Source organism: Paraburkholderia largidicola (assembly GCF_013426895.1).
GTDB classification, from domain to species: domain Bacteria; phylum Pseudomonadota; class Gammaproteobacteria; order Burkholderiales; family Burkholderiaceae; genus Paraburkholderia; species Paraburkholderia largidicola.
Genome location: NZ_AP023175.1, coordinates 559185 through 580976 on the forward strand (window position 1 = coordinate 559185; position 21792 = coordinate 580976).

Here is a 21792-nt window from a genome sequence, read left to right on the forward strand (position 1 = left end):
CATTCGCAAACAGCGTGAAATCTAACGCCGCACCATCTTCGTCAGCGCGGCGATATCGTCCGCGCATGCGGCATACGCCTGCGCTTCGATGCCGCGATAGAGCCGGATAATCTCTTCGCCGACAGGCGTGAGCGCACTGCCGCCGCCGCTCTGGCCGCCATGCTCGGAGACCGTCGCCGGGGATTTCAGCGAACGGTTCAATTCATCCATCAACAGCCATGCGCGCCGATACGACATGTTCAGACTGCGCGCCGCGGCCGAAATCGAACCATGCTCGCGCACCGCTTCGAGCAGCGCGACCTTTCCCGGTCCCAGCGCGATCGTGTCTTCCTGCTGAATGCGCATTCTGAAGCGCACCTCGGGCTTCGGATGTGCCGATGTCTTCATGTTGTTTGCCGGTTGACTCATGCGCGCAAGCATACACGATGCCATACGCTGGACTTCAATCGGCAATTGCACCAGTACGCGGCGGCTCACGCCCGCAGCGACGGCGCGACAACGGCATCAAAGCTCGAGCACGCGCGCAACCACACCCGCGAGCCGTTTCACATGACGCGGCGCGGGAAGAATATCAGCGGCTGAAAACAGAATGGGCGCGCCTTCGTCGACGGAAAGCGGCTGGTCGCCGCGCTCGAACGCAACGAGCACGCGTTCGCCGATGGGCGTATTGAACAGCTCATGCCATGAGAACGTCACCGCGTAGCCGTCGTGAGCGTGCGCGATGAAAATGGTCCGCTTGAAATCGCCGGGCCGGTCGTTGCGCAGGCCCGCCATATCGATCAGATCCTTCAGCAGCACGCCGCGATACTGATCGACCTTGCGGATGAAGCGGTTCGTCGTGTAGCAGCGCAGGTCGAAGGGATCGGCCGTCACGCTTGCGTGCTGCCGCAGATCGTCGATCGTCACCTGCATCGGGCGCAGAAAATCGCCCGCCAGCATGACGGCGCCTGCCGTCGTCTCCTGCAGCGGCAGCGCCGCCGAGCCAGTCATTCCCATCGTCCTCTCCGTTGCGTTGCGGCGCTGTCATGCTCCACGATGTATCGGTGGATATATTACGCTGCTCGCGGGCTGGCTGCCGAAGGGAAGCACGACATAGGCGGCATATCGCACGGCTTATGACATGCGAGCCGCCCGCCGAAACTCGCTAGTCGACGCCGACGATCACGCTCGACGCCTTGAAAATCGCTGCAGCCGCCTTGCCGCTGGCGAGGCCGAGACGGTCGACGCTGTCGTTGGTGACGATCGCGGCGATCTGCGCGCCGCCCGTCGCCGAAATGATGACCTCGCTGTTGACGGCGCCTTTCGTGACCGACGCGACCGTGCCCGCGACGCAGTTGCGCGCCGACACCTTGCTGCTGTCGGCATCGACCATCACGATCACCGACGAAGCCTTGACGAGCGCGAACGCCGGCTTGCCCGCCGCGAGCCCGAGCGACGACGCACTGCCGTGCGTGATCACCGCGACGATCTCGAGCCCGTCCTGGGTGCGGAGCGTGATCTCGTCGTTGACGGCGCCGGCCTTGACGGCCGTGACCTGGCCGGCGAAATGATTACGGGCGCTGGTACGCATGCGACTCTCCTTCGGGTTGCCCCGTTGTGTGTTGTTCCGCAGTGTACCGCGCAGCCTGTGACAGCCGTCATCGGCGCTGTCGGCCCTTCACGGCACGCAATGTGACGGGCGCATGACAAGACGGTGGCATCCCGGTTGCTCATAGTCAGAAGAAACCAGATAAAGGAGCCGCCATGGACACGATTGGATTGTCGCAACGCATCGAGGAAATCGAACTGGCCCTCGTCGGGACGTTCGAATCCCCGAAAGCGCCCACTGTCAGCGCCTATCAGGAAGGCGCCACGACGTATCTGATGCTATCCTGGGTCGTCGAAACGGGCCGCGACACAACGCTCGATGCGCGCTGCGTCGTGACGCTCAGGCTCGGCGATGCGCAGATCGACCGCTATGCGGCGCTGGATACGGCCAAACGGCGCGTCGTGCAGGATCGTCTGAGGGATCTCGTGCGGCAGCATGTCGAAGTGTCGCGCGCGCAGCCGGCATCGACGGATAGCTGTTCGATCGAACTCGATGTGGACGACAGCGTCTTCGACGTGCCCGACGAACCGTACGACATGCTGTAGCGCCCCAACCAGGCGACGGGCCGGGAGGGCTTCCAGTCCCGCCGCCAACGGCAATAGACTATGCTAACGCGCGAGCCTGTGTGCTCGCGACGTCGCACACGCGGCCTTCCATCCGAGTCTATTGCCCATGAATTCCACTACCGACGATACCCCGCGCCCCGCCATGCGCGCGCTCACGCCGATCGAAGCCCGCGTGCTGGGCGTACTGTTCGAGAAGCAGCACACCGTACCCGACACCTATCCGCTGTCGCTCAATTCGCTTGCGTCGGGCTGCAACCAGAAAACCTCGCGTTCGCCCGTGATGAACGTCAGCGAATCCGAGATTCTCGACGCGATCAACTCGATGAAGCGCCTTTCGCTCGTGCTCGAAGGCAGCAGCAGCCGCGTGCCGCGCTTCGAGCACAACATGGAGCGCGTGCTCGGCCTGCCGCGCCAGTCGGCAGCGCTGTTGACGGCACTGCTGCTGCGCGGACCGCAGACGGCCGCCGAGTTGCGGCTCGCCACGGCGCGCCTGCACAGCTTCGCCGATACGTCGTCCGTCGAAGCGTTTCTCGAAGAACTCGCCGCCAATGATCCGCCGCGCGTCGTCAAGCTGGCGCGTACGCCGGGCGAGCGCGAGAGCCGCTGGATGCATCTGCTGTGCGGCGAGCCGACGGCCGAGCAGATCGGCGCCGCGGCGCTCTCCGACGAGCCGCTGCCGCCCGGCGAACTCGAAGCGCTGCGCGCGCAGCAGCGCGAGCTGAGCGAGCGTGTCGAGCGACTCGAAGCGCTCGTGGCGCACCTCGCCGGTGAGCTTGGCGTGTCGCTCGATGCGCTGAAGGGAAACCTGTAGCGACAGGAATCGCTGCCGGTTTGCCGTGCATGGCCGCAGCAAACCAGCAGCGCGTCATCACTGCGCCACGGCGCCCCACATGGCCGCGTCAAGCCCGATCAACAACCTGTACAAAACGCAGACGCTTGCCATACCGGGCATCAAACAGCGCGCCAAACGGGTTGCTAACCGCCCTTAACGAATGCGACGATGCGGTTGGCGCGCGGCCGACGCCACGCCGCGCCCCCTCTCGCATTGCCCCGCTGTGCCTCTTTTGCGATTCACTGTGCCAGGAGACTGACCGATGAACGAGCACGACGATCCCAAACTGCCCACCGCTTCCGAGCTCCCCGCCGACGACAGCCCCGACGATCCCGACCGCCGCCGCGTTCTCACAGGCCTCGCGGCGGCGGGCCTCGGCCTCGCGCTGGCGGGCTGCCAGTCGGTGGACGCCGCCTCGGCGGGCGCGCCGCGCAGCGCCGCCGACGCCAGGCTCGACAACGCATTGCGCGATCAGGTCAAGCGCATCGTCGTGATCTACGCGGAGAACCGCAGCTTCGCGAACCTGTACGGCAACTTCCCCGGCGTGCAGTATCCGCTGTCCGCCGTCACACCCGAGCGCTACTTGCAACTGGACCGCGACGGCAGCACGCCGCTCGCCACACTGCCGAAAATCTGGGGCGGCCTCGTGCCGCAGGCGCAGGAAGTCGACGGCAAGCGCTACATGATTGCCGAGCGCGACATCGCCGGCTTGCGCAACCAGCCGTTCCATCTGACCGACGCGCACGGCGCGCCGCTGCCGAACAGCGTGATCACGCGCGATCTCGTGCATCGCTTCTATCAGAACCAGATGCAGATCAACGCAGGCCGCAACAACCAGTTCGCCGCATGGGGCGATTCGGGCGGCCTCGTGATGGGGCATTACCGCAGTTCCGGCGAATCGCTGAAGTTGTGGGCGCTCGCGCAGCAGTACACGCTGTGCGACAACTTCTTCATGGCCGCGTTCGGCGGCTCGTGGCTCAACCACATCTTCCTGATTTCCGCGCAGGCGCCGCTCGTGCCGGATATCGGCAGCGGTCCGGGTAAGAAGCTCGTGTCCGTCGTCGAAGGCGACGACCCGACGGGCACGCGCCTGAAGCAGGCGCCCAATTCGCCGAAGACGGCGCTCGAAGGCCCGCCCGTGTTCGTCAGCGACGGGCTTTTCACGCCCGACGGCTACGCGGTCAACACGATGGCGCCGCCCTATCAGCCGAGCATGGTGCGGCCCGCCGAGGGCGGCGATCCCGCGCTCGCCAATCCGGGCGATCCGAAGGTGCTGCCGCCGCAGCGCTACGCGACCATCGGCGACCGGCTGAGCGACAAGGGCGTCGACTGGGCGTGGTATAGCGGCGCGTGGCAATACGCGCTCGATCATCGCGATACGGGCGCGGTGCCTGACTTCCAGTATCACCATCAGCCGTTCAACTACTTCGCGAACTTCGCGCCCGGCACGGCGGCACGCACGCGGCATCTGCGCGACGGCGGCGTGGGCGACGACGCGTCGACCAACCGCTTCATCGCCGATATCGACGCAGGACGCCTGCCCGCCGTGACGTTCTACAAGCCGCAGGGCAATCTGAACATGCATGCAGGTTATGCGGATGTCGAGTCCGGCGACCGCCATATCGCGAACGTCATCGAGCATATCCAGCGCGGCCCGCAATGGCAGAACACCGTCATCGTGATCACGCACGACGAAAACGGCGGCTGGTGGGATCACGTCGCGCCGCCCAACGGCGACCGCTGGGGGCCGGGCTCGCGCATTCCCGCGCTGGTCATTTCGCCGCTCGCGAAGAAAGGCTATGTCGATCATACGGTGTACGACACCAACTCGATCCTGCGTCTGATCAGCCGCGTGCATGGGCTCGCGCCACTCGATGGCGTCGCGCTGCGTGACCGTGCGCTGGTGCAGAACGGGCTTGCGCCCATCGGCGATCTGACGGGGCGCTCGATCTCGCGTGATGCCATTGTCGAAGTTGATTGAAGGAACCACATGTTCGTCGTGTATTGGCTGGAAGAAGGCACGTCGACGGGAACCGCTCGCTTCGAGCGGTTCGCCGCCGACGAAATGACCAAAGCGCTCGCGTTCACCGAAACGCTGCGCAAGAAGCAGGCTGCCGGCGATGACGTGAGCGTCGTCACGCTTTGCAGCGAGAACCCGCGCTCCGTCGGCAAGGCGGGCGCGTCCGATCCGCCCGCGGATTACGCGTGGAAAAAGCGCCGCCCGTGAACGCGGCGGTGTCGCACGCATACCACGCGTCCGTCGACGCTTCACAACAGAATTGCGCGCATAAAAAGCAAAAATACGAAGCGCTGTAAAACATTCAGGATTCCCGAAACATCCTTCGCGACGGTCTGTCAGATTCCCGTTCTGTGCTGCGCTGCCCGGTCCGCGCTGCGCCGAACGACAAGAGGAAGATCGACATGACCCATACGCAACCGAGTCGCCGCACGCGAGCATGCGCGGGCCTCGCCCTGCTATCGCTGATCGGCGGCTGCACGACGCTGCCCTGGCAGATGTCGCCCGAAGATCGGTCACTCCAGCAGCCACCGCAACAGACAGCGTCACTCGCCTCGACCGACCGTCTCGCGCGGCGCCCGCCCGTCAATGCCGACAAACCGCTGTCCGACGTCTATTACCGCGTGAAGCCCGGCGACACGCTCTATCGCATCGCGACGAGCCACGGCCAGCGCAGCGAAGACCTCATCAGGTGGAACAACCTCACGGATCCGGGCCATATCGAAACAGGCAGTGTGCTGCGCGTCGCGCCGCCGCCCGATGCAGCCAGCGGCAGCGAAGTGTCCGCGTCGTCCGTTCAGGCGAAGCAACCACGCGCGAGCGCGCCCGCAAAGCCCGACACCCCCGCCACGACCGGCCCGAAAGCCGACAAGGCCGATAGCGCCGACAAGAAGGACGACAAGAATGCGGACACCGGCAAGCCGAACTTCGTCTGGCCTGCGCGCGGCACGCTGAGCGCGGTATATGGACAGGCCAGATCGAAAGGCATCGTGATCGCCGCCAAAGCGGGCGATCCGGTGAAAGCGGCGACTTCCGGCCGCGTCGTGTTTGCGGGCGACGGCGGCAAGCCTTATGGCAAGCTGATCGTCATCAAGCACGACGACACGCTCGTGACGGCATACGGACATAACCGCAAGCTGCTGGTGAAAGAAGGAACCAACGTCAAACGCGGCGAAACGATCGCCGAGATGGCGGCGACCGACGACGGCAACGGCTCGATGCAATTCGAAATCCGCAAGGACGGCAAGCCCGTCAATCCCGCGACGTACCTGCCACGCGTCGGTTCGTAACGCGCAAGCGGAAATCGAAAAGCCGCGAACGGCGCGTTGCCGTTCGCGGCTCAGACTGTCAGGACTCGTGCGTCGCGCTCAACGCACGGCGCTAGCTTCGAGTAACGGATCGAGATTCCCCGCGGTTTCGAGCGCGTTCAGGTCATCGAATCCGCCCACATGCGTTTCGCCGATGAAAATCTGCGGCACCGTGCGGCGTCCCGTGCGTTCCATCAACGCGAGCGCCGTGGCGCGGTCGCCCTGCACGTTGATTTCCTCGTACGACAGACCCTTGTTCTTGAGTAGCGCCTTGGCGGCGAGACAGTACGGGCACGTTGGCGTCGTGTAGATCGTGATTGCGGACATGGTTATCTCCGTGAGCGTATTGGAAGCGGCGCGTTACTGGCCGCGATAGAGGTCATCGAATGCGGACGATGCGCCTGCCAGCGAGCGGGCGCGCGTCGCGCGGAATCCCGAGGCGGCGCTGCTACTGGCCGACGGACCATACGAAGTCGCGATCAGATCCTGCGTGCGATGGAACACGTGCGGCGCAGCGGCCGAATAGTTCGCCGGCTCCGGATAGCTCGTGTCGCTTTGCGGGTACTGGCCGGCTTGCTGCGCAGCGACCAGCTCGGCGCGAACCTGCGTGCGCGTCGCCGTCGATTGCGATTGGGCCTGGCTTGCAAGCGGCAGACCTAATGCAGCCGCGAGAACAAGAGCGTGATAAACGCGTTTCATGTTGAGCACCTCTCAGAAGCGTTGCCGTCCGCGACGGGATGGCTCAACTGTAGGCGCGCATCGGATGACCGTTAATGTCGGCGCGTCTCACGAAGATGCTCGATCGGCTCACCGGTTGCCTGCGCAAACGTCGCGCGAGGACGGCGGGTATTGACGGGAAGGCTTGTACGGCAAGGGTTTCAGCGCGATGCACAGGGCCGGTCGCAGAGGCCCCGGCGCATGCTGTGCGGTTTATGAAATTCTCTATTGCTCTGCGTCGGCCGAAGCTTCATCGGCGGCGGCATCCTGTGCAGACTGCATATGACCGCCCGATGCGCGCCAGCGCGCGGGCGTCACGCCGATCTGCTTCTTGAACACGCGCTGGAACGCCGCTTCCGACTGATAGCCGACCGTCTCGCCGACGTCGCCTACCGGTGTGGTCGATTCGAGCAGCATTCGGCCCGCGATCGTCATGCGGACTTCCGTGAGCACGTCGGTTGCCGAACGGCCGATCGCCTCCTGGAACTGCCGCACGAAGGTCGCGCGGGACATGTTGCACAGCGCGGCGAACTGGTCGAGCGTCCACGGCTTGCCGGGCGATTCGAACATCGCCGAGACGGCCGCCTGCAGGCGCGGCCGCCCCGCCAGCGCGAGCAGCCCGTGCGGCGGATGCGCCGCTTCGCTCGCGAAACGCAGCGTCAACGCGAACAGCGCCGCCGACAGATGATTGACGAGCGTTTCGCTGCCGGGACATTCGTCGGTGGCCTCTTCGCGCATCAGCTGGATGAGCCGCGCGAGCCGCGAGCCCGCGACGCCGCCCAGCGGTTCTCCATTCACCGCCGCGTCGCCATTGCTGTTTACGCCATTGCCCCTCGTCTGAGCGCCGCTGCGCACTACCAGCCGCGAGGGCAAGTGATCGCGCAGCAGGCGGTCCGGCACGGCGCCGAGCAGGAAGCGGCCGCACAGGATATCGACCGTCTCGCCCGTGCCGCTGTTCTCGGCGACCGTCAGCATGATGTTGCGCCGCTCCGTGACGGGGGCGGGCTGCGCGCCGCTGCCGTCGTGGATACGGTGCGGGCTGCCCGTTGGAAACACGATGATGTCGCCCGCGGCCAGATGCTCGGGCGGCCCGTTGCCGTCTTCGAGCACCGCGCGCCCCGACAGCAGCACGTGATACGGAATCTCCCGCACGCCCGCGGGGCCTTCTTCGATTGCCCATGGCGCGCCGAAGTGGCAGCGGACATCGACACGCCCGCTCACGGGCATCAGCGACAGGAAGCGGCTTAGCAGATCCATGTGAGCCGCCGTTCGAGCCGGGAGTCGGGCCGCGGGTTGAGCCGCGGGTTGAGCCGCGGGTTGAGCCGCGGGTTGAGCCGCGGGTTGAGCCGCGGGTTGAGCCGCGGGTTGAGCCGATTAAGCATGTTTTTGAATCGTTCGAGGATTAGCAACGCGCACGCAGGACCGTAAAGTAGAACCGTGCAATGCAAACCGATTCTACTGGACGGCAGCGACGCGCGCGGCACAGCACACTGATTCCGCCACCGCCCGTCTGAGCGAGGAACATCATGAAGACGCTTGATATCGATGTCGCAGTGATTGGCGCGGGGACCGCGGGCCTGTCCGCCTTCCGCGCCGCGAAGGCCGCGGGCGCGAGTGTGGTGCTGATCGAAGGCGGCGCGTACGGGACGACGTGTGCGCGTGTCGGCTGTATGCCGTCGAAGCTGCTGATCGCCGCCGCCGAAGCCGCGCATGCGGCGCGCAGCATGGCGCCGTTTGGCGTGCATGTCGACGGCGCCGTGCGGGTCGATGGACGTGAAGTGATGGCGCGCGTCAAGCGCGAGCGCGACCGCTTTGTTGGCTTCGTCGTCGAATCGACGGAGAGCATTCCCGATGACGAGCGGCTGATCGGCTACGCGCAGTTCGTCGACGATAACGTGCTGCAAGTCGGCGAGCACACCCGCGTGCATGCAAAGCGCGTCGTGATCGCGACTGGCTCGTCGCCGTATGTGCCCGCGATGTACCAGGCACTCGGCGACCGCGCGATCGTGAACGACGACGTGTTTGCGTGGGACGACTTGCCGCGCAAGGTGGCGGTGGTCGGTGCGGGCGTGATCGGGCTGGAACTGGGCCAGGCGCTCGCATGGCTCGGCGTCGATGTCACGATGCTTGGCGCACGTGGGCGCGTGGGGCCGTTGAGCGATCCTGCCATCAAGGATTACGCGCGTGATGTGTTCAAGGATTCGTTTCACTTCGAGACGCATGCGCAGGTTGAAGCGGCGACGCGCGAAGGTGACAGCGTGCATTTGCGTTATCGCGATAGCGCGGGCGAATTGCGCGAAGACACGTTCGATTATGTGCTGGTGACGGCGGGCCGTCGGCCGAATATGGACAAGCTTGCGCTGCATAACACGACGCTCGAAGTCGATGCGCGCGGTGTGCCGGTGTTTGATCCGTTGACGCTGCAAGTGGGCAAGCATCCGGTGTTTATCGCAGGCGACGCGAATGATGTGCTGCCGCTCTTGCATGAAGCCGCCGATGAAGGTCGCGCTGCGGGCGACAATGCCGCTCGTTATCCGGATGTGAAGCCGCTTGTGCGGCGGGCGGCGATTTCGGTTGTGTTTTCTGAGCCTGGGATTGCGATGGTTGGTCAGAGGTTTTTGGATCTTCCTGACGGGTCGTTCGTGACCGGTGAAGTTAGCTTCGAAGACCAGGGTCGTAGCCGCGTGATGTTGCGCAATCGCGGATTGATGCATGTGTATGTTGATCGCGCTACGCGCCGGTTTGTGGGCGCTGAGTGGATCGGGCCGGATGCCGAGCATATCGCGCATCTGCTTTCGTGGGCTTTGCAGATGGGGCTGACAGTTGATGCGATGCTCGCGATGCCTTTTTATCATCCTGTTGTTGAGGAAGGTTTGCGGAGCGCGTTGAGGGATGCTGCTGCGCAGCTGGCCGGTTTTTGATTGTGGTTTGGGTTTGCGCTGGCATCCGCGGTTTGCTTCTGGTTTGCCAGCGTTGCCCCTGTGCGGGGCAACGCTTGAACAACCAATAACATCACGCGGATGCCACCGCACAGCACAGCAGACCACACCAGCCGTCGCAGACAAACAAAAACCGTCACGCCCCTTCATGCGGCGGCAAATACTCAATCTGCGCCTCTTCATAGAGGCGATAAATCAGCTCCAGCATCTCAGTCAGATCTTCTGACTCATCCAGCATCCGCATGCTCATGATAATCGGCGACACGAGATTCGAGTCATCGAGTTCCTTGTAGCTGACATCATCCCGCTTGAGCCCATACACACTACTCGGCACAACCGATATCCCCTCCCCAGCCGCAACCAGCCCCAGCGCAATCTGCAACTCCCGCGTCTCGTAGATCCGCGCCGGCTCCAACCCGCGATCGCGGAACGCAGCCAACACCTGATCGGCGTAACTAGGCCGCGGCGCCTTCGGAAAAATAATCAACGTCTCGTTGACCAGATCATGCAGCGACAAAACGGGTTTCACTTCCGACAACGGATAACCCGAAGGCAACGCAACAATCATCCGTTCCTCACGCAACACGATGCGCCGGATACTCGGATCCTCATGACGAATGCGCCCAAACCCGACATCGATCGTGCCTTCCTTGAGCGCCTTGATCTGATCCATCGTCGACATCTCGTGCAACGTCAATTCGACAGCACTGTGCTCGGTGCGAAAGCGCCGGATGATCTTCGGCAACATGCCATACAACGTCGAGCCGACAAACCCGACAGACAGACTGCGTTCGATCTTGCCGACGCGCCGCGTCATCGATTCGAGCTCAGCCGTTTCCGCCAGCAACTTCACCGCGTGCGAATAAAAGAACCGCCCCGTGTCCGTCAATTCGACCGGCCGTGAATTGCGCACGAACAGTTGCACGCCCAGCAGTTCTTCGAGCTGCTGCATCTGGCGGCTGAGCGGCGGCTGCGCAATATGCAGCCTTTGCGCGGCGCGCGTGAAGTTCCGCTCCTCAGCCACGGCGACGAAGTAACGCAAATGGCGCAACTCCATGACGATACCCCTGAGATATTGAACTGATACTAAATCAGTGTTGGACGCACTGTATGTGCGCCAACTACTCTTCACTCACCCGCAGCGCCCTCACAAATTATACCTTTCGGGTTGCCACCGAACGAGACGCGAGCGCCGACATCGAACTGGAGACTTCCGATGATCCCCATCTACCCGGACCGCAGTCCGAAGCTCAAGCACATCGACGACTATCTGGTCGAAGATACCGCCCGCGGCGACTATCGCCTGCACCGCAGCGCATTCACCGACGAAGCGCTGTTCGAGCTGGAAATGCAGCACATCTTCGAAGGTAACTGGATCTACCTCGCGCACGAAAGCCAGATTCCGTCGAACAACGACTACTTCACGACCACGATGGGCCGTCAGCCCATCGTCATCACGCGCAACCGTCAGGGCGAGCTGAACGCGCTCGTCAATTCGTGCACGCATCGCGGCGCGATGCTGTGCCGCCACAAGCGCGGCAACAAGGCGACCTTTACCTGCCCGTTTCACGGCTGGACCTTCAATAACAGCGGCAAGCTGCTGAAGGTCAAAGACCCCGAAGGTGCGGGTTATCCCGAGTGCTTCAATCACGAAGGCTCGCATGATCTGAAGAAGCTCGCGCGCTTCGAAAGCTATCGCGGCTTTCTGTTCGGCAGCCTGAATCCCGATGTAAAGCCGCTCACCGAATTCCTCGGCGAAGCCGCGCGCATCATCGACATGATCGTCGATCAGTCGGAAGACGGTCTCGAAGTACTGCGCGGTTCATCGACCTATACGTATGAAGGCAACTGGAAGCTGACGGCCGAAAACGGCGCGGATGGTTACCACGTGTCGGCCGTGCACTGGAACTACGCGGCAACGACGAACCAGCGCAAGGAAAAGAACGCGGCCGAAGACAAGATCCGCGCAATGGACGCAGGCGGCTGGGGCCGCCAGGGCGGCGGCTTCTACGCGTTCGAACACGGCCACATGCTGCTGTGGTCGCGCTGGGCGAATCCGGAAGACCGCCCGAACTTCAATCGCCGCGATGAATTCGCCGCGCGCTGCGGCGGCGAAACCGCCGACTGGATGATCCAGAACTCGCGCAATCTGTGCCTCTATCCGAATGTGTATCTGATGGATCAGTTCGGTTCGCAGATTCGCGTGCTCAAGCCGCTGTCGGTGAACAAGACAGAAGTGACGATCTATTGCATCGCGCCCAAGGGCGAATCCGATGAAGCACGCGCACGACGCATCCGCCAGTACGAGGACTTCTTCAACGTGAGCGGCATGGCGACGCCCGACGACCTCGAAGAATTCCGCGCATGCCAGCAAGGCTATGCAGCACGCTCCGTCGAATGGAACGACATGTGCCGGGGCTCGACGCACTGGATCGAAGGCGCCGACGAAGCCGCGCAGAAGATCGGCCTCAAGCCTTTGCTGAGCGGCGTGAAGACGGAAGACGAAGGGCTTTATACGATCCAGCACCGCTACTGGGTGGAAACGATCCGCGATGCACTGACGCGAGAAAGGAGCGCAGCATGAGCACGATCATCACCGCGCCGACGCTCGCCGATATCCAGGCATTTCTGTACCGCGAAGCGCGTCTGCTCGACGACGAGCAATGGGACGAATGGCTCGAGCTTTATCACCCGGACGCCGTTTTCTGGATGCCTTCGTGGGACGACACCGATCAGTTGATCACGGACCCGCAGCGCGAGATCTCGCTGATCTACTACCCGAGCCGCCAGGGTCTGGAAGACCGCATATTCCGCATCAAGACCGAGCGGTCGAGCGCGACGATTCCCGACACGCGCACGTGCCACAACATCAGCAACGTAGAACTTGAGAGCCACGACGATGGCGTCTGCACAGTGCGCTTCAACTGGCACACGCTGAGCCATCGCTACAAAACCAATTACAGCTATTTCGGCATGTCGCGCTACGTGATCGATTTCAGCGGCGCTTCGCCGCGCATCCTGAACAAGTACGTCGTGTTGAAGAACGACTACATCAATCAGGTCATCGACATCTATCACATCTGAACGCGCGTTCACGATCCGCCACGATACGCAGCAGCATCAGGCAGCACAGGAGCAGTTCATGGAACATCGCATCGCACTCCAGTTCGAAGACGGCGTCACGCGCTTCATCACGTGCCGCGAAAACGAAACCTTGTCGGACGCAGCGTACCGGCAGAAGATCAACATCCCCCTCGATTGCCGCGACGGCGCGTGCGGCACGTGCCGCGGCTTCTGCGAATCAGGCACGTATGACCTGCCCGAATCGAGCTATATCGAAGACGCGCTGACGCCTGAAGATGCCGCGCAAGGCTACGTGCTCGCATGTCAGACGCGGCCGCGCTCCGACTGCGTGATTCGCGTGCCCGCTTCGTCGGCGGCATGCAAGACGGGCGTCGCGCGTCACGAAGGCACGCTTGCGAACGTGCAGAAGCTCTCGGATTCGACAATCGAATTTTCAATCGACGTCGATGCGCCCGATCAGCTGAGCTTTCTTGCGGGCCAGTACGTGAACGTCGAAGTGCCCGGCAGCGCGCTGACGCGTTCGTATTCGTTCAGCTCCGCGCCGGGCGAATCGCGCGTGTCGTTCGTCGTGCGCAACGTGCCCGAAGGCAAGATGAGCACCTATTTGAGCCAGCATGCACAGCCGGGGCAACGCGTCGCGTTTTCCGGGCCGTACGGCGCGTTCTATCTGCGCGAAGCAACGCGGCCCGTGCTGTTTCTCGCGGGCGGCACGGGCATCGCGCCGTTCCTGTCGATGCTCGATGTGCTCGCCGCCAAAGACGGCGCGAAGCAACCGGTGCGCATGGTGTACGGCGTGACCAACGACACCGATCTCGTCGCGCTGTCACAACTCGATTCTGCGCAAGGCAAATTGCCGGACTTCACCTACCGGACCTGCGTAGCCGACGCCGCGAGCGATCATCCGCTCAAAGGCTACGTGACGGCGCACGTCGATCCCGCGTGGCTCAACAACGGCGACGTCGACGTCTATCTGTGCGGCCCCGTTGCGATGGTCGATGCAGTGCGCGGATGGCTCGGCGAAATCGGCGTCACGCCGGCGAGCTTTCACTACGAAAAATTCTCTGCCACCAACGCGGCCTGACCATCATGAATCAACGTTTTGAAGGAAAAGTGGTCGTCGTCACGGGCGCGGCGCAAGGAATCGGACGCGGCGTTGCGATTGCGGCCGCGCGGCAAGGCGCGACCGTCGTGCTATGCGACCGTTCGGATTTCGTCCATGAAGTGGCAGCCGAAGTCTCGGCGCCGGGGGCGCGCTGCATCGCTGTGATCGCCGATCTGGAAACCTTCGCGGGCGCATGCAAGCTCGCGAATGCGGCGCTCGGCGCGTTCGGCCGCATCGATGTGCTGATCAACAATGTCGGCGGGACGATCTGGGCGAAGCCTTATCAGGAATACGAGGAAGCGCAGATCGAAGCCGAAGTGCGCCGCTCGCTGTTTCCGACGCTATGGTGCTGCCGCGCAGTGCTGCCTGCGATGATCGAGCGTAAGCACGGCGTAATCGTCAACGTATCGTCGATTGCAACACGCAGCATCTATCGCGTGCCGTACGCGGCGTCCAAGGGCGGTGTGAATGCGTTGACGGCAAGCCTCGCATTCGAGCATGCCGCCGACGGCATCCGCGTCAATGCCGTCGCGACGGGCGGCACGGAAGCGCCGGCACGGCGCGTGCCGCGCAACGCGCAGCAGCAGACGGAACAGGAAGCGCTCTGGTATCAGGGCATTGTCGACCAGACCAAGGCGACGAGCCTGATGCAGCGCTATGGCACGATCGACGAACAGGTCGGCGCCATTCTCTTTCTCGCTTCCGACGAAGCGTCATACATCACGGGCACCGTGCTGCCCGTGGGCGGCGGCGATCAGGGCTGACGTTTCCAACGCAAAGCAACACGCAAAAAAAACGCGGCGCGAGGCCGCGTTCAAGCGTGTTGTCCGCTGCGTGCAGACAGGATGAAACGGGGCCAAGTGTAAAGCATTGCGCGAAACGATAAACCCCGCAATAGACAATTCATTATCGTTGTTCCCGCAATATTCCCGAATACATCATGATGCTGCGAAATATCGACGGCAATACACGTCAATTTTCGTTGGGCAAAAACAATCCCATAGGCCATGCCTGAACAAACATCTTCATAGAAATACTGTTTGTATGAAGCCGCAATAATCCCGTCATTGCGTGTTGTGAATTTCACTAATGCTGCTTTTTGGCGTTTTTACATTTGTTGTGTGCGCCTTTAGTCTCTCGCTCATTCAATGCTTTACCACACGCAGGAGAAGAGAAGAATGAAGCGCACTGCCCTCTCGATGATCTCGCTGGCCGCACTGGCCACGGCCACCAGCGCCGCTCACGCACAAACCAGCGTCACGCTGTACGGCACGATCGACACGGGGATCACCTACGTTCACAACGCATCGGGCAACAACAGCCTGTGGTCGCTCGGCAATACCAGCGCAGGCAATCTGTCAGGCACGCGTTGGGGCCTTAAAGGCAGCGAAGATCTTGGCGCGGGCCTGAAGGCGATCTTTCAGCTCGAAAGCGGCTTCGATCCGAGCAACGGCAAGATGGGCCAGGGCAGCCGTCTGTTCGGCCGTCAGGCATTCGTCGGCCTTTCGCAGGATCAATACGGTTCCATTACGCTCGGCCGTCAATACGATCCGCTGATCGACCTCGTGCAAGGCATCACCGCCGACAACTACTTCGGCAGCGCATTCGCGACTGCGGGCGACGTCGACAACTACGACAACAGCTTCCGCGTGAACAACGCGGTGAAGTACACGTCCCCCGTGTTCGCGGGACTGCAGTTCGAAGCGATGTACTCGCTGGGCGGCGTGGCAGGCAGCACGGGTTCCGAGCAGTCGTATTCGGGCGCGGTCGCGTATAACAACGGGCCGATCGGCCTTGCGGCAGGTTACTACTATGCGTCCAACAGCCCGGCATCGGAAGGCATTCGCACGACCTGGAACAGCACCTCCGACGGCACGTTCGACGGCCCCGTCAATCTCGGCTATCAGACGGCACACTCGATCGGCATTGCACGCGTCGCCGGCCAGTACACGGCCGGTTCGTTCACGTTCGGCCTCGGCTACAGCAATGCGCAGTATCGCCGCGACGACAGCTCGGTGTTCGGTTCGAACGAACGCTACAACACGGGCCAGGGCTTCGTGAACTACCAGGCCACGCCTGCGATGCTGCTCGGCGTCGGCTACAGCTACACGCATTCGAACGGCGACACGTCGGCGACGTACCATCAGGTATCGCTGGGTGCTGACTACAATCTCTCCAAGCGCACCGACCTCTATATGACGGCTGCGTATCAGCACGCGAGCGGCCAGACGCGCGACGCGAACACCAACACGATCACCGACGCGCAGGCTTCGATCGGCTCGTATGGCTATGCGGGCACGAGCCATCAGGAGATGGTCAACCTCGGCATCCGTCACAAGTTCTAACGCGCTTCGCTGCCAGCGACGCGTCGCGTCGCTGGTCTTCGTATACGGCGGTTTCGTTCCGGCACGCAGATGCGAGCGGTTCGAAGCCGCCGTTTTTGTTTCAGGCTTCCAATCGATAATGGCCTAATCATTCTGTAGATAATGGATCTTTGTGTTGGCCATTATCCGCCTTAATCTCCGCACGTGGGCTCCAGAGCCCGGCATACACGGAGATCATCGGATGGAAACGAAAGTCTTTCTGGCAGGCGCGGCGGGCGCGATCGGCAGCGCGCTGGTGCCGCTGCTGGTCGAGGCAGGATTCACTGTCTATGGCAGCACGCGCCGCGCCGAGCGCGCGCCGCAAATCGAACAGGCGGGTGCCACGCCCGTGATCGTCGACGTGTTCGACGCGCGCGCGCTGACGGAAGCGCTGCGACGCATCGAACCCGCCTGCGTGATCCATCAGCTGACCGACCTGCCCCCTGCGCTCGATCCCGCGAAAATGCCGCAAGCCGTGGCGGCCAATGCGCGCATTCGCGACGAAGGCACGCGCAATCTGATCGCCGCAGCGCGCGTAGCGGGCAGCAAGCGCTTCGTCGCGCAAAGCATCGCGTGGGCGTATCGCGAAGGAGCACAACCGTACGACGAAACCCAGCCGCTCGATACGGAAGCCGAAGGCAATCGTCTCGTCACGGTGCGCGGCGTCGTGTCGCTCGAAACGCAGGTTCTGAGGGCGCCGCTGATCGGCACGGTGTTGCGGTACGGCCAACTGTACGGCCCCGGCACGGGCGCCGACCACGCGACAGGCGCAAGCCCCGTTCATGTCGATGCGGCCGCGCACGCCGCCGTGCTCGCGTTGCGGCACGCGCGGGCCGGCGTGTTCAATATCGCCGAAGACAATCCCGTCGTATCGACCGAAAAGGCGAAACGCCAGCTCGGCTGGGCGGCGGACTGGCGGCGCAGCACGGCGAACGCGCAGGACGCGGCGCAATGAACGCCGCCCATCTGTTCGCGAGCGCGAACGCGCGGCATGCGCGCACGTTCGCTACGCTCGCAGTCCTTGCGCTCGCCCCGCTCGCCGTGCTGCCGACGCGCCCCGCCATCCAATGGCTCGACGCGCTGTGCAGCGCGCCGCTGCTCAGCGATGCCTCGTCGTCATCCGGTGCAGCCGCCCAGCGCCCAGCTTCCACCTCGCGCGTGCTGTCCTGCGAGCCGCTCGCGAACGTGCCGGGCAAGTCCGTGACGACGGTCGTCGTCGACTTTCCGCCGCGCGCCTACACGGGCGCGCACCGGCATCCGGGCTCGGTGACGGCCTACGTCATCTCCGGCACGCTGCGTTCACGGCTGGACAGCGGTCCGGCTGTCGACTATCGCAGCGGCCAGACATGGTTCGAACCGCCCGGCACGCTGCACGACTTCGTCGAGAACCTCGACCCCACGCAGCCCGCGAAACTGCTCGCCGTGTTCGTCACGGATTCGAACTGCGGCCCACTCGTGCTGCCGCCGTGATCGACAGATATCAGGTCTGGTAGAGCATCTTCTGCAGAACGCGCGCGAGCGTCCTGGCACCCGCGTCGATCTCGTCCACGCCGACGCCCGCAAAGCCCAGCACCAGGCCAGCGGGCGCCGCGCGCTGCACGGCGTACGACGACAACGGCCGCGTCTCGATGCCCGCTTCGGCGGCAAGGCGCGCGGCCAGCGCATCGTCGGCGCCCGCGGGCAGAAACGCGGGCGCATCCAGCCCGGCGACGATCGGCGGCAACGCGAGCAGGCCCGCCCAATGACGGCGCGCCGCTTCACGCAGCGCCTCGGCGCGTTCGCCATACAGCTCGCGCATGCGCCGCACGTGACGGCCCGCATGGCCTTCGGCAATGAACGCGTGCAGCGTCGCCTGCTGATCGAGCGGTACGTGCCGGCCCGTCAGCGACCACGCGGCGACGAACGGATCGACGAGTCGCTCCGGCAACACCGCATACGCGATGCGCAGCGCGGGAAACAGCAGCTTGCTGAAGGTGCCGCAATAGATCACGTGGCCCGCGCTGTCGAGACTCTTCAGCGCAGCGAGCGGCCTGCCTTCGAAGCGGTACTCGCTGTCGTAGTCGTCTTCGATCACCAGCGCGCCGCGCGCGTGCGCCCAGTCCAGCAACGCGAGCCGTCGCTCGAGCGACAGCGCGGGACCGAGCGGTGCCTGCCGCCCGGCTGTCACGTACGCGAGCCGCGCATCGGGCGCGAGCGCGCGGCCCGCGGCGACGTCGATGCCATTGGTATCGACGGGCACGGCGGCGATGCGCGCGCCCGCCGCTTCGAGCACGAGCCGCGCGCCCTGATAGCCGGGGTCTTCCATCCACGCGGCGTCGCCGGGGTCGAGCCACAGACGCGCGGCCAGATCGATCACCTGCTGCGCGCTGCCGACGATCGCAACATGATCCGCCGTGCAGGCGATGCCGCGCGTCACGCGCACATGCTCCGCGATCGCTTCTCGCAACGGACGGTAGCCCTGCGCTTCGCCGTCGGCGAGCATCGAACGGTTCGACAGCCGCGAGCGGCGCGCCGCGACGCGCGCCCACAACGCGAACGGAAAGAACTGCAAGTCGGGCTGGCTCGGACGAAACGCGCGCGACGGAAACGAACGGCCTTCGACGGCGAACGAGCTGCGCGCCAGCAGACGGCCGCGCGCGGACAGTGCGATGCCTTGCTTGCCACGCGGCTCCGCTTTTTTACGCACGTGCCGCGCCGCGTCGGACGCTGGCGCGGATTCGAAGCGCCCGTCCGGCAATTCGCTCGCAACGAAACTGCCGCGCCCGACCGCGCCAGATAGATAGCCTTCCGCCGCCAGTTGCGCGAACACGCCCAGCACCGTGCCGCGCGACACGCCATGACGCGCGGCGAGATCGCGCGTGGCGGGCAGGCGCGCGCCCGGGCCGAGCCGCCCTTCGAGAATGGCCGCGCGCAGTTCGCCGTAGAGCCAGCGCTGGAGCGGCACCCCGTCAGGCCGCGCGTTCAATGCGAGGTCGATTTCCGTTGCGCGGCGCATGTCCTCACCCTGTAATTGGATCAACGCCCGAAAGAACAATGAACAATTCAACCAGGCCAATTTCAGGATTATGCCTGCCGCGCCGCCTCCCGCCTTCACACAAATCCGCGCGATGCAGTTGATACACTGAACCGAACGGTTTGAACGTGACGCTCCCGCTCGTTTTACGGTCGGGTCTGCGTCTTGCTTACAATAGCTGCCCCTTGTATCGATCGCACGGCCAACACCGGCATAACCATGAAAGTTCCGCTCACCCCGCACCGCCCTTCGGCCAACCGCGTCTACCCGCCGGGAACGCCGGGGGTACACGGCCTGACATCGGTGATTACATTCGTCGTGGTGGTCAGCGGCTTGTACTTCGCGCGCGAGGTGCTGATCCCGATCACGCTCGCCGTGCTGCTGAGTTTCCTGCTCGCACCGCTCGTCAGCCTGTTGCGGCGTCTTCACTTCGGCCAGTTGCCGTCGATCTTCGTCGCGGTGCTGCTTGCCGTCGTCACGCTGCTCGCCGTCAGCACGCTGATCGGCGCGCAGATCGCGCAACTCGCCGGTTCGCTGCCGCAGTACCAGGCGGCTATCGAGCGCAAGGTCGAGACCGTGCAGGAGAAAACGGTCGGTCGCGCCGATGCGCTGCTGTCGCGCGCCGCGAGTGCGCTGGCACGCGTCGCGCCCGATCGCCCCGCCGTGCCTCACGAAGCGGGCCGCTCGCAGAAGCCGACTGTATCGGCGCCATTGCCCGTCGAAGTGCACGAGCCCATTCCGTCGCCGCTGCAACTTGCGCAGCGCGTGTTCTCGCCTGTGGTCGGGCCGCTCGAAACAATGTTCATCGTGCTCGTCGTGACGATCTTCATCCTGCTGCAGCGCGAGGACCTGCGCGACCGGCTGATACGCCTGTTCGGCGCGCGTGACCTGCATCGCACGACTACCGCGATCAACGATGCGGCGAGCCGCCTGTCGCGCTACTTCGTCGCGCAGCTCGGCGTGAACCTCGGCGCGGGCGCGACGATCGCGATCGGCCTCGCGATCATCGGCGTGCCGGGCGCGCTCCTGTTCGGCGTGCTGACCGCGCTGCTGCGCTTCGTGCCGTACATCGGCACGTGGATCGCGGCGCTGCTCGCGGTGATTCTCGCGGCCGCGATCCAGCCGCAATGGACGATGGCCGTGTGGACGATCGTGCTGTTCGTGACGATCGACGTCGTCGCGGGCCAGGTGGTCGAGCCGCTGTTGTATGGGCATAGTTCAGGGCTGTCGCCGCTCGCCGTGGTGGTCGCGGCGATTTTCTGGAGCTGGCTGTGGGGGCCCATCGGTCTCGTGCTGTCGACGCCGCTCACGCTGTGCCTCGTCACGCTCGGCCGTTACGCGGAGCGCCTGAAGTTCCTGACGGTGCTGCTCGGCGATCAGCCAGCGCTCACGCCTGCGCAGAACTTCTATCAGCGCCTGCTCGCCGACGATCCCCACGAGGCGATCGTGCAGGCCGACAAGTTCCTCAGGGAAATGGCACTCACCCGCTACTACGACGACGTCGCGCGCGAAGGCTTGCGGCTCGCACGTAACGACGCGCTGCGCGGCGTGTTCGCGCCCGAGCAGCTGGCGCGCATGAACGAGACCTTGCTCGATATCGTCGAGGACCTCGAGCAGTTCGACGGCATGCCCGAAGACAAGCCCGACCCGAACGCGCCCGACGCGCTGCCCGCCCTGCGGCCGGAAGACGCCGCGCAGTTGCGCGTAGTGTGCGTGGCGGGCCGCGGCGCATTCGACGACGTGACGACGGCCATCGCCGTGCAGTTGCTGACGCGCCGCGGCTTCGCGCCCGTCACGGCGAACTACGCGCAATTCCGCCGTGGCCATACGGACACGCTCGGCATCGACGGCGCGGCCATCGTCTGCGTGGTGACGCTCGATGCCCCCGAAGCGCCGCCCTATCTGCGCAATCTGCTGCGGCGCATCCGCGAGCGGGCGCCGCGCGCGCAACTGATCGTCGGTATTGGCGGGCAATCGGAGCGCGTCGATGAAGTCGGCGCACTGAGCGATACGCAAAACGCCAACGCGTTCAGCGATCTCGTCAATCAGTGCGTGCAGGCGGCCGCCGCAGCATCCGCACCGCCGCTCGTCGAGAAGGCGCCGCGCAGCGTCGACGCTTGATCGCGGGCTCGGGCTCCTGCCTGCGAATACATCATGCACTTCATACGTTCAGCCGTACGCACGCGGCTGAGACGTCGTTTGTCTGCACCTTCGCGCAGCAAAGCGCTCACGCGGTGATAAGCTGAATGAAAGCGCGCGTCATG

Annotated in this window: 22 protein-coding genes; 14 read left to right on the forward strand and 8 right to left on the reverse strand. The window is 64.1% G+C overall.

Annotated elements, in window-relative coordinates; all coding sequences use genetic code 11:
* Nucleotides 1-21: 21 nt before the first annotated feature.
* From PPGU16_RS19230 to PPGU16_RS19240, 3 genes are all read right to left on the reverse strand, one after another.
* Complete coding sequence (locus PPGU16_RS19230; protein WP_035991166.1) at nt 22-345, reverse strand: winged helix-turn-helix domain-containing protein; 324 nt, start codon at nt 343-345, stop codon at nt 22-24.
* Nucleotides 346-504: 159 nt separating this feature from the next.
* Nucleotides 505-996 carry a molybdopterin-dependent oxidoreductase gene (locus PPGU16_RS19235; RefSeq protein WP_007744073.1) on the reverse strand — a complete coding sequence of 164 codons (492 nt, stop codon included), beginning with the start codon at nt 994-996 and terminating at the stop codon, nt 505-507.
* A 148-nt stretch (nt 997-1144) separates the two neighbouring features.
* Complete coding sequence (locus PPGU16_RS19240; RefSeq protein ID WP_180724373.1) at nt 1145-1570, reverse strand: TOBE domain-containing protein; 426 nt, start codon at nt 1568-1570, stop codon at nt 1145-1147.
* 173 nt (nt 1571-1743) lie between these two features.
* On the opposite strand from PPGU16_RS19240, the gene PPGU16_RS19245 reads away from it, so the two are divergent.
* The 5 genes from PPGU16_RS19245 (at nt 1744) to PPGU16_RS19265 (ending at nt 6292) form a co-directional block, all read left to right on the forward strand.
* The gene (locus PPGU16_RS19245) at nt 1744-2133 is read left to right on the forward strand and encodes a DUF3022 domain-containing protein (protein WP_180724374.1); all 390 of its coding nucleotides are present in this window, start codon (nt 1744-1746) and stop codon (nt 2131-2133) included.
* A 127-nt stretch (nt 2134-2260) separates the two neighbouring features.
* Nucleotides 2261-2965 (forward strand): YceH family protein, encoded by a 705-nt coding sequence (locus PPGU16_RS19250; RefSeq protein WP_180724375.1) that lies wholly within the window; start codon nt 2261-2263, stop codon nt 2963-2965.
* A 283-nt stretch (nt 2966-3248) separates the two neighbouring features.
* Entirely contained in the window at nt 3249-4967 is a 1719-nt protein-coding gene (locus PPGU16_RS19255) for an acid phosphatase (protein WP_180724376.1), read from the forward strand.
* A 9-nt stretch (nt 4968-4976) separates the two neighbouring features.
* Nucleotides 4977-5213, forward strand: coding sequence for a hypothetical protein (locus tag PPGU16_RS19260; RefSeq protein ID WP_180724377.1), 237 nt, complete (start codon nt 4977-4979; stop codon nt 5211-5213).
* A gap of 194 nt (nt 5214-5407) precedes the next feature.
* The gene (locus PPGU16_RS19265) at nt 5408-6292 is read left to right on the forward strand and encodes a M23 family metallopeptidase (protein WP_180724378.1); all 885 of its coding nucleotides are present in this window, start codon (nt 5408-5410) and stop codon (nt 6290-6292) included.
* 78 nt (nt 6293-6370) lie between these two features.
* Here PPGU16_RS19265 and grxC read toward each other — a convergent pair whose 3' ends face one another.
* The 3 genes from grxC to PPGU16_RS19280 form a co-directional block, all read right to left on the reverse strand.
* Entirely contained in the window at nt 6371-6637 is a 267-nt protein-coding gene (grxC, locus tag PPGU16_RS19270) for a glutaredoxin 3 (RefSeq protein ID WP_180724379.1), read from the reverse strand.
* Nucleotides 6638-6670: 33 nt separating this feature from the next.
* Entirely contained in the window at nt 6671-7009 is a 339-nt protein-coding gene (locus PPGU16_RS19275) for a DUF4148 domain-containing protein (protein ID WP_180724380.1), read from the reverse strand.
* 243 nt (nt 7010-7252) lie between these two features.
* Nucleotides 7253-8284, reverse strand: a complete 1032-nt coding sequence (locus PPGU16_RS19280; protein WP_180724381.1) for an AraC family transcriptional regulator — start codon at nt 8282-8284, stop codon at nt 7253-7255.
* Between the two features lie 269 nt (nt 8285-8553).
* On the opposite strand from PPGU16_RS19280, the gene PPGU16_RS19285 reads away from it, so the two are divergent.
* A complete protein-coding gene (locus PPGU16_RS19285; RefSeq protein ID WP_180724382.1) occupies nt 8554-9948 on the forward strand; it encodes a dihydrolipoyl dehydrogenase in 1395 nt (464 codons plus the stop codon).
* 154 nt (nt 9949-10102) lie between these two features.
* On the opposite strand, the gene PPGU16_RS19290 is transcribed toward PPGU16_RS19285, so the two are convergent.
* Entirely contained in the window at nt 10103-11023 is a 921-nt protein-coding gene (locus PPGU16_RS19290; RefSeq protein ID WP_180724383.1) for a LysR family transcriptional regulator, read from the reverse strand.
* A gap of 159 nt (nt 11024-11182) precedes the next feature.
* Between PPGU16_RS19290 and benA the strand changes: the two genes are divergently transcribed.
* The 7 genes from benA (at nt 11183) to PPGU16_RS19325 (ending at nt 17985) form a co-directional block, all read left to right on the forward strand.
* Entirely contained in the window at nt 11183-12550 is a 1368-nt protein-coding gene (benA, locus tag PPGU16_RS19295; protein ID WP_180724384.1) for a benzoate 1,2-dioxygenase large subunit, read from the forward strand.
* On the forward strand, nt 12547-13050 hold the full coding sequence (benB, locus tag PPGU16_RS19300) for a benzoate 1,2-dioxygenase small subunit (RefSeq protein ID WP_180724385.1): 504 nt from the start codon (nt 12547-12549) through the stop codon (nt 13048-13050). The genes benA and benB overlap by 4 nt, the downstream gene beginning before the upstream one ends.
* Nucleotides 13051-13108: 58 nt before the next feature.
* Nucleotides 13109-14131 (forward strand): benzoate 1,2-dioxygenase electron transfer component BenC, encoded by a 1023-nt coding sequence (gene benC / locus PPGU16_RS19305; protein ID WP_180724386.1) that lies wholly within the window; start codon nt 13109-13111, stop codon nt 14129-14131.
* A gap of 5 nt (nt 14132-14136) precedes the next feature.
* Nucleotides 14137-14916, forward strand: coding sequence for a 1,6-dihydroxycyclohexa-2,4-diene-1-carboxylate dehydrogenase (locus tag PPGU16_RS19310; RefSeq protein WP_180724387.1), 780 nt, complete (start codon nt 14137-14139; stop codon nt 14914-14916).
* A 414-nt stretch (nt 14917-15330) separates the two neighbouring features.
* A complete protein-coding gene (locus PPGU16_RS19315) occupies nt 15331-16497 on the forward strand; it encodes a porin (RefSeq protein WP_180724388.1) in 1167 nt (388 codons plus the stop codon).
* A gap of 220 nt (nt 16498-16717) precedes the next feature.
* Nucleotides 16718-17470 carry an NAD-dependent epimerase/dehydratase family protein gene (locus tag PPGU16_RS19320; RefSeq protein WP_180724389.1) on the forward strand — a complete coding sequence of 251 codons (753 nt, stop codon included), beginning with the start codon at nt 16718-16720 and terminating at the stop codon, nt 17468-17470.
* Nucleotides 17467-17985, forward strand: a complete 519-nt coding sequence (locus PPGU16_RS19325) for a cupin domain-containing protein (RefSeq protein ID WP_180724390.1) — start codon at nt 17467-17469, stop codon at nt 17983-17985. Before PPGU16_RS19320 ends, PPGU16_RS19325 begins: the two co-directional genes overlap by 4 nt.
* Before the next feature lie 10 nt (nt 17986-17995).
* On the opposite strand, the gene pdxR is transcribed toward PPGU16_RS19325, so the two are convergent.
* Complete coding sequence (pdxR, locus tag PPGU16_RS19330; RefSeq protein WP_180724391.1) at nt 17996-19510, reverse strand: MocR-like pyridoxine biosynthesis transcription factor PdxR; 1515 nt, start codon at nt 19508-19510, stop codon at nt 17996-17998.
* 237 nt (nt 19511-19747) lie between these two features.
* Between pdxR and PPGU16_RS19335 the strand changes: the two genes are divergently transcribed.
* On the forward strand, nt 19748-21649 hold the full coding sequence (locus PPGU16_RS19335; RefSeq protein ID WP_180724392.1) for an AI-2E family transporter: 1902 nt from the start codon (nt 19748-19750) through the stop codon (nt 21647-21649).
* Nucleotides 21650-21792 lie beyond the last annotated feature (143 nt).